At 67.5% G+C, this 17,711-nt stretch carries 12 protein-coding genes; 7 read left to right on the top strand and 5 right to left on the bottom strand.

Annotated elements, in window-relative coordinates:
• Positions 1 to 14 precede the first annotated feature (14 nt).
• From rplA to ACTVZO_RS24940, 7 genes are all read left to right on the top strand, one after another.
• Positions 15 to 743, top strand: a complete 729-nt coding sequence (gene rplA / locus ACTVZO_RS24910; protein WP_030388881.1) for a 50S ribosomal protein L1 — start codon at positions 15 to 17, stop codon at positions 741 to 743.
• Positions 744 to 907: 164 nt separating this feature from the next.
• Positions 908 to 1,759 carry an LppX_LprAFG lipoprotein gene (locus ACTVZO_RS24915; protein ID WP_443300491.1) on the top strand — a complete coding sequence of 284 codons (852 nt, stop codon included), beginning with the start codon at positions 908 to 910 and terminating at the stop codon, positions 1,757 to 1,759.
• Positions 1,760 to 1,808: 49 nt separating this feature from the next.
• Positions 1,809 to 2,696 (top strand): hypothetical protein, encoded by an 888-nt coding sequence (locus ACTVZO_RS24920; protein ID WP_443300492.1) that lies wholly within the window; start codon positions 1,809 to 1,811, stop codon positions 2,694 to 2,696.
• A gap of 296 nt (positions 2,697 to 2,992) precedes the next feature.
• On the top strand, positions 2,993 to 3,523 hold the full coding sequence (gene rplJ, locus ACTVZO_RS24925; RefSeq protein ID WP_215144029.1) for a 50S ribosomal protein L10: 531 nt from the start codon (positions 2,993 to 2,995) through the stop codon (positions 3,521 to 3,523).
• A 110-nt stretch (positions 3,524 to 3,633) separates the two neighbouring features.
• Positions 3,634 to 4,017: a 50S ribosomal protein L7/L12 gene (gene rplL, locus ACTVZO_RS24930; protein WP_443300493.1), complete on the top strand. Its 384-nt coding sequence runs from the start codon at positions 3,634 to 3,636 to the stop codon at positions 4,015 to 4,017.
• Positions 4,018 to 4,614: 597 nt separating this feature from the next.
• Positions 4,615 to 8,097 (top strand): DNA-directed RNA polymerase subunit beta, encoded by a 3,483-nt coding sequence (gene rpoB, locus ACTVZO_RS24935; protein ID WP_443300494.1) that lies wholly within the window; start codon positions 4,615 to 4,617, stop codon positions 8,095 to 8,097.
• A gap of 97 nt (positions 8,098 to 8,194) precedes the next feature.
• Positions 8,195 to 12,094, top strand: coding sequence for a DNA-directed RNA polymerase subunit beta' (locus ACTVZO_RS24940; RefSeq protein ID WP_443300495.1), 3,900 nt, complete (start codon positions 8,195 to 8,197; stop codon positions 12,092 to 12,094).
• 59 nt (positions 12,095 to 12,153) lie between these two features.
• Here ACTVZO_RS24940 and ACTVZO_RS24945 read toward each other — a convergent pair whose 3' ends face one another.
• The 5 genes from ACTVZO_RS24945 to ACTVZO_RS24965 are packed head-to-tail and all read right to left on the bottom strand — an operon-like array spanning position 12,154 to position 17,673.
• Positions 12,154 to 13,194: a M48 family metalloprotease gene (locus ACTVZO_RS24945; protein ID WP_443300496.1), complete on the bottom strand. Its 1,041-nt coding sequence runs from the start codon at positions 13,192 to 13,194 to the stop codon at positions 12,154 to 12,156.
• A gap of 22 nt (positions 13,195 to 13,216) precedes the next feature.
• Positions 13,217 to 13,717 carry a Pycsar system effector family protein gene (locus tag ACTVZO_RS24950; protein WP_443300497.1) on the bottom strand — a complete coding sequence of 167 codons (501 nt, stop codon included), beginning with the start codon at positions 13,715 to 13,717 and terminating at the stop codon, positions 13,217 to 13,219.
• On the bottom strand, positions 13,714 to 14,742 hold the full coding sequence (locus tag ACTVZO_RS24955; RefSeq protein WP_443300498.1) for a hypothetical protein: 1,029 nt from the start codon (positions 14,740 to 14,742) through the stop codon (positions 13,714 to 13,716). Before ACTVZO_RS24955 ends, ACTVZO_RS24950 begins: the two co-directional genes overlap by 4 nt.
• Before the next feature lie 31 nt (positions 14,743 to 14,773).
• Positions 14,774 to 16,909 (bottom strand): hypothetical protein, encoded by a 2,136-nt coding sequence (locus ACTVZO_RS24960; protein ID WP_443300499.1) that lies wholly within the window; start codon positions 16,907 to 16,909, stop codon positions 14,774 to 14,776.
• Positions 16,906 to 17,673, bottom strand: coding sequence for a hypothetical protein (locus tag ACTVZO_RS24965; protein WP_443300500.1), 768 nt, complete (start codon positions 17,671 to 17,673; stop codon positions 16,906 to 16,908). Before ACTVZO_RS24965 ends, ACTVZO_RS24960 begins: the two co-directional genes overlap by 4 nt.
• Between the last annotated feature and the right edge of the window lie 38 nt (positions 17,674 to 17,711).

Here is a 17,711-nt window from a genome sequence, read left to right on the forward strand (position 1 = left end):
ACACAGGAGCAGAAGTGAAGCGCAGCAAGACTCTCCGCGCTGCGGACGCCAAGGTCGACCGGGAGAAGCTGTACGCCCCGCTCGAGGCCGTCCGTCTCGCCAAGGAGACCTCCACGACCAAGTTCGACGGTACCGTCGAGGTCGCCTTCCGCCTGGGCGTTGACCCGCGCAAGGCCGACCAGATGGTCCGCGGCACCGTGAACCTCCCGCACGGCACCGGTAAGACCGCCCGGGTCCTGGTCTTCGCGACCGGTGACCGTGCTGCGGCCGCGGAAGCCGCCGGCGCCGACATCGTCGGCGACGACGAGCTGATCAACGAGATCGCCAAGGGCAACCGCCTGAACGAGTTCGACGCGGTTGTCGCCACTCCGGACCTCATGGGCAAGGTCGGCCGCCTCGGCCGCGTGCTCGGTCCCCGTGGCCTGATGCCGAACCCGAAGACCGGCACCGTCACCATGGACGTCGCCAAGGCTGTCACCGAGATCAAGGGTGGCAAGATCGAGTTCCGCGTCGACAAGCACTCGAACCTGCACTTCATCATCGGCAAGGTCTCCTTCTCCGATGACAAGCTGGTCGAGAACTACGGCGCCGCTCTGGACGAGATCCTGCGTCTGAAGCCGTCCGCCGCGAAGGGCCGCTACATCAAGAAGGCCGCCCTGAGCACCACCATGGGCCCCGGCATCCAGCTGGACCCGAACCGCACCCGGAACCTCCTCGTCGAGGAAGACCCGGCTGCTGTCTGAGCCTGACGGCTCACCGAGTGGCTGAACGGGCCCCTCGCCTCCCTTCACGGGTGGGCGGGGGGCCCGTTTTTCGTGTGCTGTGCGAACCCTGTGCGATTACTGTCAGTCGTCCGACGTACTGTCGCTCCTGACGAGAACGTCATCACCAGGGGGAACGAATGAACGTGTACCGCAAGAGAACCGTGGGGGCCGTCCTGGCCGCCGTCCTGCTCGCCGGCGGCGCCACGGCGTGCGAGGAAGGCAAGAAGGACACCGGAGCCGCATCCAGCCCCTCCAAGGCCGCGGAGAAGCCGGCGGAGGTCCAGCCGGCCGCCTTCCTGCAGAAGACGAAGCAGAAGTCGCAGGAGATCACCTCGCTCCGGTACGCCATGACCGGCGACGCCGCGGGGGAGAAGGTCAACGGCGAGGTCTCCATGCGGCTCAAGCCGACCGTGGCCATGGCGATGACCCTGGACTCGCCCGAGAAGCCGGGGGAGAAGGCCGAGATCCGCCTGATCGACGGTGCCATGTACATGGGCTCCGAGGGCAAATACCTGAAGTTCGACCTCAAGACCCTGGCCCCGGACCAGGCCAAGCAGCTGGACTCGCTCGGCACGGCCCAGCAGGGCCAGAACCCGGGCGACGCGGCCGAGAGCCTGAGCACCTCGAAGGACCTCAAGACGGTCGGCGAGGAGACCCTCGACGGCCAGAAGACGACGCACCTCGCCGGCACCGTGACGCTCGACGAGCTCCGGGCCGCCAGCGCCGCCTCCGCGCCCGAGTCCAAGGAGCGCCAGGAGAAGAACGTCAAGGCGCTCGAGTCCGAGGGCATCAAGAGCCTGACCATGGACATCTGGATCGACGAGGCCGGCCAGGCCAAGCAGATCCGCACCCGGGGCGCCGGCACCTCCGGCCCGATGGACATCACCATCAAGTTCCTGGACGTCAACAAGCCGGTCGAGATCGCCGCCCCGCCGGCCGACCAGGTCATCGACCTGGCCGAGATGCTGAAGGAATCGGGCGAGGGCACCGCCTGACCGGCGCCGCGGCACAGCAGTACGGAAACACGCACATGGGGGAGAACGAATGAACAAGGCTGTCCTGACCCGGGCCGGTGTCGCAGCGGCGGGGGCCGCACTGCTCGCGGGCGGTCTCACGGCCTGCGGGGGCGACACGGCCGGTGCGGGTGACGGCAAGGCCACGGGGGCCAAGGCGCCGACGCCCGTGGAGGTGGTGAAGGACTCGTACCTGAAGACCGTGCCGGCCAAGTTCGCCACGATGGACATGTCCGTCACCGGCAGCGACGGCAAGACGGAGCAGATCACGGGGACGAAGGGCTGGTACCCGGCCGCCACCGGCATCAAGGACCAGACCGGGGGCGCGGGCGATCAGATCCTGATCGGCGACGACATCTACACCCACAGCGACAAGCCCGTGCAGGGCAAGTCCTGGATGAAGATGAACCTCAACAAGGACGGCAAGCCCCGCTACCGCCTCAACGACGACCCGGCCGAGTACCTCGCGCTGCTCCTGGGCCAGGACAAGCTCACGCTCGTCGGCACGGAGCAGCCCGACGGCGTCGAGGCCCGGCACTTCAAGGGCAGCTTCACCCAGGCGGACCTCCTCAAGGCGGACGAGACCACCAAGGTGATGGAGGAGGCGAACCGGCAGTACCTCCGCGAGGCGGTGAAGGACGTCACGAGCCTCGAAGTGGACTTGTGGATCGGCAACGACGGCTACCCCGTCCGCGTCGACACCGTGCGGACGATCGACAACGGCACCACGAAGGTGTCGGCGAAGTTCTCCGGCTACGGCACGGCCCAGCCGGTCGTCGCACCGCCCGCGGACCAGGTGGCCGACTTCGACGAGGTCATGAAGGGCATCGACGAGAGCCTCAAGGACAGCCAGCGGAAGCTGGACGAGGCCGACCAGACGCTCAAGGACGCCGGACTGGGCGGCCTGAAGCGTTCCTGACCCGCTGGCCCGAAGCGATTCCGAGCCCTCCCGGGGTGCCCCTCAGGGGCGATTTGCCTTGGGTCGACCGCTTCACGTACGCTTCCCCAGAAGCCAAAGACCGCTGGTCGTTGCCGTGCCCGCAAGGGGGCGGTGGCCGAAGGATCCGCTGACGCGGACGTCCTGCGCAGGTGTTCGTGGAGAAGCTCCCGGAGTGATTCGGTCGAGCTTACGCCCCGTGCGCTTGCGCCGGGGCGTTTCGTTTTGTTCAGCCCCTTCTGAGCGGTCCTCATCACCCGGAAGGAGGCCGACGCTCTATGGCAAGGCCCGACAAGGCTGCCGCGGTAGCCGAGCTCACGGACCAGTTCCAGAGCTCGAACGCCGCCGTGCTGACCGAGTACCGGGGTCTCACCGTTGCGCAGCTCAAGACGCTGCGTCGTTCGCTCGGTGAGAACGCCCAGTACGCCGTGGTGAAGAACACGCTGACCAAGATTGCGGCCAACCAGGCCGGGATCACCGCGCTGGACGAGCACTTCGCTGGTCCGACCGCGGTCGCCTTCATCACCGGTGACCCGGTGGAGTCGGCGAAGAGCCTGCGTGACTTCGCCAAGGAAAACCCGAATCTCATCATCAAGGCGGGTGTCCTTGATGGCAAGGCGCTCACCGCCGATGAGATCAAGAAGCTTGCGGACCTCGAGTCCCGCGAGGTTCTGCTCAGCAAGCTGGCCGGCGCGTTCAAGGGCAAGCAGTCTCAGGCTGCCTCGCTCTTCCAGGCGCTGCCGTCGAAGTTCGTCCGCACCGCGGAAGCGCTTCGCGTCAAGCTCGCCGAGCAGGGCGGTGCCGAGTAATTCGGCTCGCGCACTGATCCGCGCCGCCTAGCGCGCGGGTCGTAGCGGGCCGTTACGCCCGCCTCTCTATACATCCGGCACCTGCCGAATTAGTGGAAGGATCGCCCATCATGGCGAAGCTCTCTCAGGACGACCTCCTCGCCCAGTTCGAGGAGATGACCCTCATCGAGCTCTCCGAGTTCGTGAAGGCCTTCGAGGAGAAGTTCGACGTCACCGCCGCCGCGGCCGTCGCCGTTGCCGGTCCGGCCGGCCCGGGCGCCGTTGCCGAGGCCGAGGACGAGAAGGACGAGTTCGACGTCATCCTCACCGGTGCCGGCGACAAGAAGATCCAGGTCATCAAGGTCGTGCGCGAGCTGACCTCCCTGGGTCTGAAGGAGGCCAAGGACCTCGTGGACGGCGCTCCGAAGCCGGTCCTCGAGAAGGTCGCCAAGGACGCCGCCGAGAAGGCCGCCGAGGCCCTCAAGGGCGCCGGTGCGGCCGTCGAGGTCAAGTAACACCTCTGAGGCCCTCCTGAGGCCTCAACCAAGGGCGATCACCCGTAAGGGTGGTCGCCCTTTGGCGTACCGGCAGTGCCTGACTTGCCCTGGTCTCGTTGGGGAGTAGGGTGATCATCGTTGCCTCGAAGCAGGGTCCGGAGATGATCCGCTCGGAGCAGGGGGCCTTGACGAACGGGACGCGGCGCGCAATTCTCAGTCCCGTCGCCAGCTCGAATCGGCTCGATCCCATGCGATCCGACCCGATCCGAGATCCGAGGTATGGATCGGCTACGAAGAGGGCAGTACTCATACGCGCTCTGTGTGCGGGAGCCGTTGAGTTGGACGCAGTGTTGTTGATGTGAAGAGACGTGGGGAAGGCCTGTTGCCGGTTTCCGGAAACCTGGTCTGGACATCAGTGAGCCAAGTGGCTACACTGACCCTTTGCGCTGCCTGTTAGCTGTCCCCTGCCCGTCGCCAGGGGCATGCCCACGCTCGAGCACACTTGATTGATACGCCCTGACCTGGTCTTTCGGCCAGTTCAGGAGGGGTCTGTCTTCTGTGTCGGCTGGGACCGGTACGCGCGTAGTGAGTCCGAGCCCTCGGAAGGACCCCCTCTTGGCCGCCTCGCGCAACGCCTCGACCAATACGAACAACGGTGCCAGCACCGCCCCGCTGCGCATCTCCTTTGCAAAGATCAAGGAGCCCCTCGAGGTTCCGAACCTCCTGGCGCTGCAGACCGAGAGCTTTGACTGGCTGCTCGGCAACGCTGCCTGGAAGGCTCGCGTCGAGTCGGCGCTTGAGAGTGGACAGGACGTCCCCACCAAGTCCGGTCTGGAAGAGATCTTCGAGGAGATCTCGCCGATCGAGGACTTCTCCGGGTCGATGTCGCTGACCTTCCGCGACCACCGTTTCGAGCCGGCGAAGAACTCTGTCGACGAGTGCAAGGAGCGCGACTTCACGTACGCGGCTCCGCTGTTCGTCACTGCCGAGTTCACGAACAACGAGACCGGAGAGATCAAGTCTCAGACGGTCTTCATGGGCGACTTCCCGCTCATGACCAACAAGGGCACCTTCGTCATCAACGGCACCGAGCGTGTCGTCGTGTCGCAGCTTGTCCGCTCCCCCGGTGTCTACTTCGACTCCTCCATCGACAAGACGTCCGACAAGGACATCTTCTCCGCCAAGATCATCCCGTCTCGGGGTGCCTGGCTGGAGATGGAGGTCGACAAGCGCGACATGGTCGGTGTCCGCATCGACCGCAAGCGCAAGCAGTCCGTCACCGTCCTCCTGAAGGCTCTCGGCTGGACCACCGAGCAGATCCTCGAGGAGTTCGGCGAGTACGAGTCCATGCGCGCCACCCTGGAGAAGGACCACACCCAGGGTCAGGACGACGCGCTGCTCGACATCTACCGCAAGCTGCGCCCGGGCGAACCGCCGACCCGCGAGGCCGCTCAGACGCTGCTCGAGAACCTCTACTTCAACCCGAAGCGCTACGACCTCGCCAAGGTCGGCCGCTACAAGGTGAACAAGAAGCTCGGCGCCGACGAGCCGCTCGACGCCGGTGTGCTCACCACCGACGACATCATCGCGACGATCAAGTACCTGGTGAAGCTGCACGCCGGGGAGACCGAGACGGTCGGCGAGTCGGGCCGGGAGATCGTCGTCGAGACCGACGACATCGACCACTTCGGCAACCGTCGTATCCGCAACGTCGGTGAGCTCATCCAGAACCAGGTCCGTACGGGTCTCGCCCGTATGGAGCGCGTCGTGCGCGAGCGCATGACGACCCAGGACGTCGAGGCGATCACGCCGCAGACCCTGATCAACATCCGGCCGGTCGTCGCCTCCATCAAGGAGTTCTTCGGCACCAGCCAGCTGTCGCAGTTCATGGACCAGAACAACCCGCTGTCGGGGCTGACGCACAAGCGTCGTCTGAACGCCCTCGGCCCGGGTGGTCTGTCCCGTGAGCGGGCCGGCTTCGAGGTCCGTGACGTTCACCCGTCGCACTACGGCCGCATGTGCCCGATCGAGACCCCCGAAGGCCCGAACATCGGTCTGATCGGCTCGCTCGCCTCCTACGGCCGGATCAACCCGTTCGGTTTCATCGAGACCCCGTACCGCAAGGTCGTCGAGGGTGTCGTCACCGACGAGGTCGACTACCTCACGGCCGACGAGGAAGACCGCTTCGTCATCGCCCAGGCGAACGCCCGCCTGAACGACGAGATGCGCTTCACCGAGAACCGCGTACTGGTCCGCCGTCGTGGCGGCGAGATCGACTACATCGCCGGTGACGACGTCGACTACATGGACGTCTCGCCGCGCCAGATGGTGTCCGTCGCGACCGCGATGATCCCCTTCCTCGAGCACGACGACGCCAACCGTGCCCTCATGGGCGCGAACATGATGCGTCAGGCCGTTCCGCTCATCAAGGCGGAGGCGCCGCTCGTCGGTACCGGCATGGAGTACCGCTGTGCGGTCGACGCCGGTGACTCGATCAAGGCGGAGAAGGACGGTGTCGTCCAGGAGGTCTCGGCCGACTACATCACCGTCGCCAACGACGACGGCACGTACACCACGTACCGCGTGTCGAAGTTCTCCCGCTCGAACCAGGGCACCTCTGTCAACCAGAAGGTGATCGTCAACGAGGGCGACCGGATCGTCGAGGCCCAGGTCCTCGCCGACGGCCCGGCCACCGAAGAGGGCGAGATGGCCCTCGGCAAGAACCTGCTCGTCGCGTTCATGCCCTGGGAAGGTCACAACTACGAGGACGCGATCATCCTGTCGCAGCGCCTCGTGCAGGACGACGTCCTCTCCTCGATCCACATCGAGGAGCACGAGGTCGACGCCCGTGACACCAAGCTGGGCCCCGAGGAGATCACCCGGGACATCCCGAACGTCTCCGAAGAGGTCCTCGCGGACCTCGACGAGCGCGGCATCATCCGCATCGGTGCGGACGTCGTCGCCGGCGACATCCTGGTCGGCAAGGTCACGCCCAAGGGTGAGACCGAGCTGACCCCGGAGGAGCGCCTGCTCCGCGCGATCTTCGGTGAGAAGGCCCGCGAGGTGCGCGACACCTCGCTCAAGGTCCCTCACGGTGAGATCGGCAAGGTCATCGGTGTCCGCGTCTTCGACCGCGAGGAGGGCGACGAGCTTCCTCCGGGCGTGAACCAGCTGGTCCGCGTCTACGTCGCCCAGAAGCGCAAGATCACCGACGGTGACAAGCTCGCCGGCCGCCACGGCAACAAGGGTGTCATCTCCAAGATCCTTCCGATCGAGGACATGCCCTTCCTTGAAGACGGCACGCCGGTCGACATCATCCTGAACCCGCTGGGTGTCCCGTCCCGAATGAACCCGGGACAGGTCCTGGAGATCCACCTCGGCTGGCTCGCCAGCCGCGGCTGGGACGTCTCCGGTCTGGCGGACGAGTGGGCGCAGCGCCTCCAGGTGATCGGCGCCGACCAGGTCGCTCCCGGTACCAACGTCGCCACCCCGGTGTTCGACGGTGCCCGCGAGGACGAGCTGGCCGGTCTGCTGCAGCACACCATCCCGAACCGCGACGGCGAGCGCATGGTGCTCCCGACCGGTAAGGCGCGTCTGTTCGACGGCCGCTCCGGCGAGCCGTTCCCGGACCCGATCTCGGTCGGGTACATGTACATCCTCAAGCTCCACCACCTGGTCGACGACAAGCTCCACGCCCGGTCGACCGGTCCGTACTCGATGATCACGCAGCAGCCGCTGGGTGGTAAGGCGCAGTTCGGTGGCCAGCGCTTCGGTGAGATGGAGGTGTGGGCGCTCGAGGCTTATGGCGCCGCTTACGCCCTCCAGGAGCTGCTGACCATCAAGTCCGACGACGTCACCGGCCGCGTGAAGGTCTACGAGGCCATCGTCAAGGGCGAGAACATCCCCGAGCCGGGCATTCCCGAGTCCTTCAAGGTGCTCATCAAGGAAATGCAGTCGCTCTGCCTCAACGTGGAGGTGCTGTCCTCGGACGGCATGTCCATCGAGATGCGCGACACCGACGAGGACGTCTTCCGCGCGGCGGAGGAGCTCGGTATCGACCTGTCCCGGCGCGAGCCGAGCAGCGTCGAAGAGGTCTGACGGGCCTGACGGGGGGCTCGCTCAAGAGCCCCCCGTCATCCCCGGGACCGTTCAGACCATGATTGAGACTCGACCCCGAAAGAGGGATTGACGCACAGTGCTCGACGTCAACTTCTTCGACGAGCTGCGGATCGGCCTTGCCACCGCGGACGACATCCGAACCTGGTCGCACGGCGAGGTCAAGAAGCCGGAGACCATCAACTACCGCACCCTCAAGCCCGAGAAGGACGGACTCTTCTGCGAGAAGATCTTCGGTCCGACCCGGGACTGGGAGTGCTACTGCGGCAAGTACAAGCGTGTCCGCTTCAAGGGCATCATCTGTGAGCGCTGTGGCGTCGAGGTCACGCGCGCCAAGGTGCGCCGTGAGCGGATGGGCCACATCGAGCTTGCCGCTCCCGTTACCCACATCTGGTACTTCAAGGGCGTCCCGTCGCGCCTGGGCTACCTGCTGGACCTCGCGCCGAAGGACCTCGAGAAGGTCATCTACTTCGCCGCGTACATGATCACGTTCGTGGACGACGAGCGCCGCACCCGCGACCTCCCGTCGCTGGAGGCCCACGTCTCCGTCGAGCGCCAGCAGATCGAGAACCGCCGTGACGCGGACCTCGAAGGCCGTGCCAAGAAGCTCGAGACCGACCTGGCCGAGCTCGAGGCCGAGGGCGCCAAGGCCGACGTGCGCCGCAAGGTGCGCGAAGGCGCCGAGCGCGAGATGAAGCAGCTCCGTGACCGCGCCCAGCGCGAGATCGACCGCCTCGACGAGGTGTGGACCCGCTTCAAGAACCTCAAGGTCCAGGACCTCGAGGGCGACGAGCTGCTCTACCGCGAGCTGCGCGACCGCTTCGGTACGTACTTCGACGGTTCGATGGGTGCCGCGGCGCTGCAGAAGCGCCTGGAGTCCTTCGACCTCGAGGAGGAGGCCGAGCGCCTCCGCGAGATCATCCGTACCGGCAAGGGCCAGAAGAAGACCCGTGCGCTCAAGCGCCTCAAGGTCGTCTCCGCGTTCCTGCAGACCAGCAACAGCCCCAAGGGCATGGTTCTGGACTGCGTGCCGGTGATCCCGCCGGACCTCCGTCCGATGGTGCAGCTGGACGGTGGCCGCTTCGCGACCTCCGACCTGAACGACCTGTACCGCCGCGTGATCAACCGCAACAACCGTCTGAAGCGCCTTCTCGACCTCGGTGCCCCCGAGATCATCGTGAACAACGAGAAGCGCATGCTCCAGGAGGCCGTCGACGCGCTGTTCGACAACGGTCGTCGTGGCCGTCCGGTCACCGGTCCCGGTAACCGCCCGCTGAAGTCCCTGAGCGACATGCTCAAGGGCAAGCAGGGTCGATTCCGTCAGAACCTCCTCGGCAAGCGCGTGGACTACTCCGCGCGTTCCGTGATCGTCGTCGGTCCGCAGCTGAAGCTGCACCAGTGCGGTCTGCCCAAGGCCATGGCGCTGGAGCTCTTCAAGCCGTTCGTGATGAAGCGCCTGGTCGACCTGAACCACGCGCAGAACATCAAGTCGGCGAAGCGGATGGTCGAGCGCGGCCGCACCGTCGTCTACGACGTGCTCGAAGAGGTCATCGCCGAGCACCCGGTCCTGCTGAACCGTGCGCCCACGCTGCACCGCCTCGGCATCCAGGCCTTCGAGCCCCAGCTGGTCGAAGGCAAGGCCATCCAGATCCACCCGCTCGTCTGCACCGCGTTCAACGCGGACTTCGACGGTGACCAGATGGCCGTGCACCTGCCGCTCTCCGCGGAGGCGCAGGCCGAGGCCCGCATCCTGATGCTGTCCTCGAACAACATCCTCAAGCCGGCCGACGGCCGTCCGGTCACGATGCCGACCCAGGACATGGTCCTCGGTCTGTTCTTCCTGACCACCGACGGCGAGCTCCGTGACACCAAGGGCGAGGGCCGCGCGTTCGGCTCCACGGCCGAGGCGATCATGGCGTTCGACGCCGGCGAGCTCGCGCTGCAGTCGTCCGTCGACATCCGCTTCCCGGTGGGCACCATCCCGCCGCGCGGCTGGGTCGCGCCGGTCGCCGAAGAGGGCGAGCAGGAGTTCCAGCCGGGCGACAGCTTCCGTCTGAAGACCTCGCTGGGCCGCGCGCTCTTCAACGAGCTGCTGCCCGAGGACTACCCGTTCGTCGACTACTCGGTGGGCAAGAAGCAGCTCTCCGAGATCGTCAACGACCTGGCGGAGCGCTACCCCAAGGTCATCGTGGCGGCGACGCTCGACAACCTGAAGGCGGCCGGCTTCCACTGGGCGACCCGTTCGGGCGTCACCGTGGCCATCTCCGACGTCGTCGTGCCCGAGGCCAAGAAGGCCATCGTCGCGGGCTACGAGGCGATGGACGAGAAGGTCCAGAAGCAGTACGAGCGCGGTCTGATCACCAAGGACGAGCGCACGCAGGAGCTCATCGCGATCTGGACCAAGGCGACCAACGAGGTTGCCGAGGCGATGAACGCGAACTTCCCCAAGACGAACCCCATCTTCATGATGGTTGACTCGGGTGCCCGAGGAAACATGATGCAGATGCGACAGATCGCCGGTATGCGTGGTCTGGTGTCGAACGCGAAGAACGAGACCATCCCGCGTCCGATCAAGGCGTCCTTCCGTGAGGGCCTCACCGTTCTGGAGTACTTCATCTCCACGCACGGTGCCCGTAAGGGTCTGGCGGACACCGCCCTGCGTACCGCCGACTCGGGTTACCTGACCCGTCGTCTGGTGGACGTCTCGCAGGACGTGATCATCCGCGAGGAGGACTGCGGCACCGAGCGCGGCCTGAAGCTGAAGATCGCCGTCCGCGGCGAGGACGGCGTGCTGCGCAAGGCCGACGACGTCGAGACCTCGATCTACGCCCGCATGCTGGCCGAGGACGTCGTCATCGACGGCAAGGTCATCGCGCCGGCCAACGTCGACCTCGGTGACGTGCTCATCGACGCCCTGGTCGCCAACGGCGTCGAGGAGGTCAAGACCCGCTCGGTCCTGACCTGTGAGTCCGCGGTCGGCACCTGTGCCTTCTGCTACGGACGCTCGCTCGCCACCGGCAAGCTGGTCGACATCGGTGAGGCGGTCGGCATCATCGCCGCCCAGTCCATCGGTGAGCCCGGTACCCAGCTGACGATGCGTACCTTCCACACCGGTGGTGTGGCCGGTGACGACATCACGCAGGGTCTGCCGCGTGTCGTCGAGCTCTTCGAGGCCCGTACCCCGAAGGGTGTCGCCCCGATCTCCGAGGCCGCCGGCCGCGTGCGGATCGAGGAGACCGAGAAGACGAAGAAGATCGTCATCACGCCGGACGACGGCAGCGACGAGACGGCGTTCCCGATCTCGAAGCGCGCCAAGGTCATCGTGACCGAGGGCGAGCACGTCGAGGTGGGCCAGAAGCTCACCATGGGTGCCACCAACCCGCACGACGTGCTGCGCATCCTCGGCCAGCGTGCCGTCCAGGTCCACCTGGTCGGCGAAGTCCAGAAGGTCTACAACTCGCAGGGCGTGTCGATCCACGACAAGCACATCGAGATCATCATCCGGCAGATGCTGCGCCGCGTGACGATCATCGAGTCCGGCGACGCGGAGCTCCTGCCGGGCGAGCTGGTCGAGCGGTCGAAGTTCGAGACCGAGAACCGTCGTGTGGTCACCGAGGGCGGTCACCCCGCCTCCGGCCGTCCGCAGCTGATGGGTATCACCAAGGCCTCGCTGGCGACGGAATCCTGGCTGTCGGCCGCCTCCTTCCAGGAGACGACCCGAGTCCTGACGGATGCGGCGATCAACGCCAAGTCCGACAGCCTCATCGGCCTCAAGGAGAACGTCATCATCGGTAAGCTCATCCCGGCCGGTACGGGCCTCGCCCGCTACCGCAACATCCGGGTCGAGCCCACCGAAGAGGCCAAGGCGGCGATGTACTCGGCCGTCGGCTACGACGACATCGACTACTCGCCCTTCGGCACCGGCTCCGGCCAGGCCGTCCCGCTGGAGGACTACGACTACGGCCCGTACAACGGCTGAGTCGGACCAGAGCAGTAACCGCAGGGCGGTCACCCGAGAGGGTGGCCGCCCTGCGGCGTTCACGGGGTCTGGCCGCGGGACCTCAGGTAGGGCTCCAGGTGGTGCAGGCGAGTGCGGTGGTCGGGGTGAGTGGCCAGCAGCCGGACCAGCGGCCCGGAGCGGGCGAACGCGTACCGGGGCGGCGCCGTCAGCTCTGCCCGCCGCTCGTCCCGGGCCATCACGTCGAGCAGCATCGCGGCCAGTACGGGAGCGAAACCGAGGACGGCCGCGTGTGCATCAGCCCTGAGCTCCGCGCGGCGGGCCAGCGCGGCCATCAGGCAGGGGACCAGGAGCAGCAGCAAAGGCAGACCGTAGGTCGCCTTGACGGTCAGGCAGGCGAGAAGGCCCAGGGCGAGCACCAGGAGGGCGGCGCCCGGTAGCGAATGGCGCATGGTGAGGCGGATCGTCCGGACGACGGCGTGAGCAAGTGTCCGCCAGGTGATCCGGCCCGGTAATCCGTACCACCACCCGAGCAGTCCTGCCCAGGCGTGGCCCCCGGTGTGGTGGCCGAGCTCGTGGGCGAGTACGGCGGCCAGCTGGGACTTGGGCAGCTTCTCCACGGCATGGCGGGTGACGCCGACTATGTGTCCCGCAGCCGCGTAGGCGTTGAGCTGCGGGCTGTCCTCGATCCACAGTTCGTAGCGGCTGCCATCGATGCCGGCACGGGCGCTCACCTCACGCCATACGGGTGTGAGGTGGGCGAGTTCGTGGGGGAGGGGCCGCTGGAGCCCCAGCAGGTGCCGGGCCAGGAAGCGCTCGCTCGGCCGGTGGAAGGCGAGGGTCCCGGAGGCGAGCCACAGAGCGGTGGGCAGCCAGTAGGGCAGGCCGACCCAGGCATCCACGAGAAGCGCGACGAGGACCACCACGCCCAGGCTCAGCAGGAAGCCGGGCATCTGCAGGGCAAGCCGTCCCCAGGCGGTGACGTCGGCGCCGCGCTGGCGGGCTCGGTGGAAGACGCGGGTGCCGGGTGCGTGGTGGTACTCCAGGTCGTCGAGCCCGGGGTCCGTCTGCGCGGGCAGCGGTGCGTGCGGGGGGTACTCCGGATGCCTGGTGCTGTCCACGGGGGTCCTTCCGGTCGGGGTGTCAGCCGATGAGGAGAGCGAGGGGCAGCAGGACCGCGCCCACGGCGTACGACAGGAGGCCGACGCGGATCCACTGGTGCTTGCGTGCCGCGATGCGGCTGTTCTCCGCGAGGGCGGCTCGCAGGGAGGCGGCTGGATCCCGGTCGGTCTCGGCCAGCGCCTCGGAGAGGCGTCCCTGGCGGACGGCCGAGCGAATGTCCCCGAAGTACGAGAGGGGTGTTCCGGACCGCCATACGCCGTTGCCGTAGCGGGGCAGTACGGCCAGCAGCAGTGAGGTCAAGGAGAGAGCCAGCGCGAGTGCGCCGCAGCTCCACAGAACCCGTCCGGTGACGGGTAGCGAGCCCGGATGCCACCCCTTGACGATGAGTGGGGAGCCGACCAGACCGGCGGTGATGCCGAAGGTGCCCACCAGGACCGAGGCCTTGCTGTCCGCCCGGGTGATTTCTGTCCGCAGGTCGGCGAGGAGCCGCTGGGCGGCCTCGCCCTCGCGGTGCTCGCTCACCCCTGTTCCCCCTTGGCGTCCGGCGGAGTGGGGGCGTGTCCGTATCCGGACGGCCGCTCCCATCCGGGCAGTGCGTCAGGAGGCGGACCGGCGGGGAACCCGGACAAGCGCTGGGTGAAGAAGTCGCTGATCATCTGGAGGACGATCCGCTTGGGGCCCTCCAGCTCATGGGCTTCGCCACTACCGCCGAGCAGCTCCTTGATCAGGTTGATCTGGGCCTGGATCAGCTTGAGCTCGTGGTCCTGCATCCCGTCGAGAACGGGCCTGGTGTCCTCGGGGTGCCCGGCCAGATGCAGAGCCCAGGCCTGGACACCCCCCTGAGCCAGGTGACGCTGGTAGAAGTCGAGCCTCTGCGCGTCGAACCGCTGGAGCTCCAGCGCATGCCGTGCGCGCGCCATGGCCTGTTCCTGAATGAGGACGTCCTCTGCCGTGGCGTGACGTATCGCCTGGAGGCGGCGCGCGTGCTCGATGTTGTCGGCGTCCCGACGGACCTGGACGGTCCACGTGACGTGCAGACCGGCACTCTCCCCCAGCACCTCGGCACCCTCCCACCAGGTGAGCAGCGCCGACTCCGCAGCCGCGCTGTCAGCGATCGAGAACCTGCGGGCCACAGGGCGTGCCGCGTGCTCCAGCTCGCCGATGAGCAGGCGCGGTACGTCCCGGCAGCCGCTGCGGACGTACTGGGTCGGGTCGGTGACCTGCCAGTCGAGGAGGACGGTCACCTCGAACTCGTGGGCGTCATCGCTGCTGGGCAAACGCAGTTCCGCGCGCAGGGGGTGGACACCGGTGTCGACCTCGTACATGCCCGTGTAGCGCCTGGCCGTGACCGGCCGGCGGGGAGGCAGGTACGCGTCGTACGTGCCCTTGGCCGTCACACAGACGAGTGCGTAGTCGATCCGGCTGTGCGCCCTGGGCGGCAGGACGCTCCATCGGCCCAGCTGGCGGACGGTCACAACGGCGTCGATCAGATCGCTGTCACGGTGCGCTTGCTGATCCCAGTCGGGACGCTGGAAGAAGTCGGCCATCGTTCGGGTCTCCTTCACGGAAGACGAAGCCTCAGACGGATACGGCGGGCCGGAGGGCGGTACGCAGGCGCGCGGCGACCGCCGGGTACGGCCCGCCTTCCTCACTCCGGGGATTGCGCAGCAAGTAGTCCAGCCGGGCGTACTCGCGGGGGGTGGCGGCGAGGGCGCTCAGCAGGGAGGCGAGCGCCCACTCGGTCGCCTGGTCCGCCTCGGCCGCCGTGATCCATTTCCGGAAGGCAGCCGTCGCCGGCTCGGTGAAGGCAGGGTCGTCGAGCGCGGTCCGCAGGATCATGACGATGTTGTCTGCGGCAGCGGTCCCGTCGATCCGGACGCGTGCGTACCAGTCGAGGACCGGCGGACGGTTCTGCTCGGTGCCCTCGCAGGTATGGCGGCAGGCCGCCAGGAATCCGCCGATGGCGAGGTCGGTTGCCGACCGGTGGTCGCGGAGGGTGCTCACCAGGTCGGCGAGGATCCGGTCGCCTTGCGGGGAGAGCAGCAGCAGTGCCGTGGACTCGGGCAGCTCTTCGCTCAGGAGCGGGTCGGCGGTGGACTTGCCGCTCTGGACGCGTGCCTGGGTGCGCAGTGCGGCGAGTGCCTCTCGAGGGCGTTCGGGCCCGATCAGCCCCTGGGCCCGTACCGCGACCCAGCAGCGCCTGGGCTCGTCGGCATTGGTGCTCCAGCCGTCGACGATCCGGGGGATGTTCGGGGCGCCGATGCGGTGGCTGAGGGTCAGCGCGGTGACCGCCGTGGTGCGTTGCCGGGCGTGGTCGGAGACGGCCCAGGGCTCGATGATCAGGGCCATCGCCGACGGCAGGTCCGCGACTGCCATGACGGCGACGGTGGCGGCGGCCCGGGTTCGGACCAGGGGCCGCCGGTCGTTCGCGAGCCTGCCGAGCCATTTGACCAGGGCGGGGCGGGCGGACGGGTGGCCGGTCCACACCTCCCGAAGGAGGACGGGGGAGGTCCGGCTGTCCCTGAAGGACGCGACGAACTGCTTGACGGGTCCCCACTCGGTGTCTTCGCTGGCCCAGTCGGTGCGTGCGCGGGCATCCTGGAGGCGCTTGCCGATGTTGGTGCCGAAAACAGGGATCCGCTGGTTGTACTCCGGGTCCCCCGTGCGCTGGAGCTCGGAGTACAGCGTGTCGCTCAGCTCGGCCGTCAGGGCGTACGGTCCGCCGTCGAAGACGGACAGAGCGATCAGGAAGGCCTTCTCCCGCAGGCGAACTATGTCCGTGGAGTCCTCGAACCACTCCTGGATCTGTTGCTCCAGCCGATTCAGCGAATACTGCTCGACCTGGGCCATGTCGGCATCGCCCACGACGTGTCGGATCAGGAGAGCCGCATACTCGGCGACCTCTCGCACCTGATGGTCTTCCCGGGCGAGGAATGCCCCCACGGCCGGCAGCGTCAGCAGGTGATGGGCGACCTCCTCGCCCGCATTGCGCCGCAGCTGCATTTCCAGCACGGCCCGGGCTTTGGGAGGCAACCAGGGGCCGGGACGAACGGTGGCCTCGATGTACGGGCTGTGGCCGGTGGTGATCACCAGATAGCCCTGCTGTTCCTTCATGCGGCTGCGCAGAGCCAGCAGGTGCGCCTCGTGCAACGGCTGGTCGCGGCTGACGGCCAGGTCGCTGAGCACATGGCCGCGCGCTTTGCCGGGGGCGATGAACCGGCGGCTGAGTTCGCTCAGCGAGGTCTCGCGGTCCAGGACATGCACGGGTGCGGCGCCCAGTCGGTGCAGCAGCATGAGGGCCGCGGCGCGCCGACCGGTGAACGGGTCACCGGTCAGGACGAGGACGTGTTCCTGACGTAGCCGGTCCAGGAGTGCGTCGAAGGGCGTTCCCTCGGTGACGAAAGTGCGGGAGACCAGGTCCAGGGTGGCTTCCGGGATCTCCCCGGAGGTGTGGGCGGCCCCGGGGTCGCCGAGCAGGTAGTTGATTTCCGTCTTGCCGCCGGTGATGACGTCACCGACGATCAGACCGGCCAGAACGCCGTTGTTGGTGCCGTCCAACCGCATCGACTGCGGAGCGTGGGACTCCAGCTCGCGCCGGGTGGCCCAGGCCTCTTGGGCCCGCTCCTCCTTACCGGCGGGAGCGGCCTCCTCCGGGGCCGCCTTCGCCACCGGCTCCCCTGCCTGAGCTTCGGTCTCGGGAGGCGTGGCGCTCACTTCGGCTCCCCGGACTGCCGGGGCAGGGTGCCGCCGATGGTGATGTTCCCGTGGACTCCTCCTGCGACCACACCGTTGTTGACCCCCCGGAACCGGATGCTCGTCGGATCCACAGGGGGCACCGGCGCCGTGGTTTCCGAGCGGAGGCCGGGGTCCGGCTCCGGCTCGGCTGCCTTCGGAGAGCCGGGCTCCGAAGGGGCGGGCCCGTAGAGCCAGGCGCTCAGCGGGCCGTTCTTGCCGACCACGGTGATACTGGTGAACCGCTCTGCCGGGATGCCCTTGTGGTCGTGTCGCACGATTCCGGTGTACACGGATTCGGATACGCACAGGGCGTAGTCGTCTGCCCGCTCGCGCAGGGCCGCCCGCAGCACGTCACCGTCCAGGAGCCGGCAGGCATGGTTGAGTTCGGTGCCGACCCAGCCGTGGTACTCGTCGATCACGACGTATGCGGTGGCGAGTACGACGCGCAGCCTGATCTGCGCGCTGCTCGCAGCCAGGCGGTTCACCGAGCGGAGCTCTGCGGGTACCTCGTCGAGAAGAGCCCGCAGGAGGGTGGTGAGCGGCGCACTCGGGTCGATCAGCTCCATGATCGCGTCTCCGCGGTCCGCCCGGAGCCGTAACGTCTGGTCGATTCCCGCGGCCATCAGCGTGCGGTCGACGATGCCGTAGAGCATGCGCCGCAGGTAGGCCTGCTGGACGTCGTCGCGGTCGCTGAACCGCTCCGTGTCGACCAGGAGAACGGTGCGGGCAAGGGGGTCAGTCATGATCACCTCTCGACGGGAGTCATCGCTGGAGAAAGAGT

Source organism: Streptomyces sp. IBSNAI002 (genome assembly GCF_052244475.1).
Classification (GTDB): domain Bacteria; phylum Actinomycetota; class Actinomycetes; order Streptomycetales; family Streptomycetaceae; genus Streptomyces.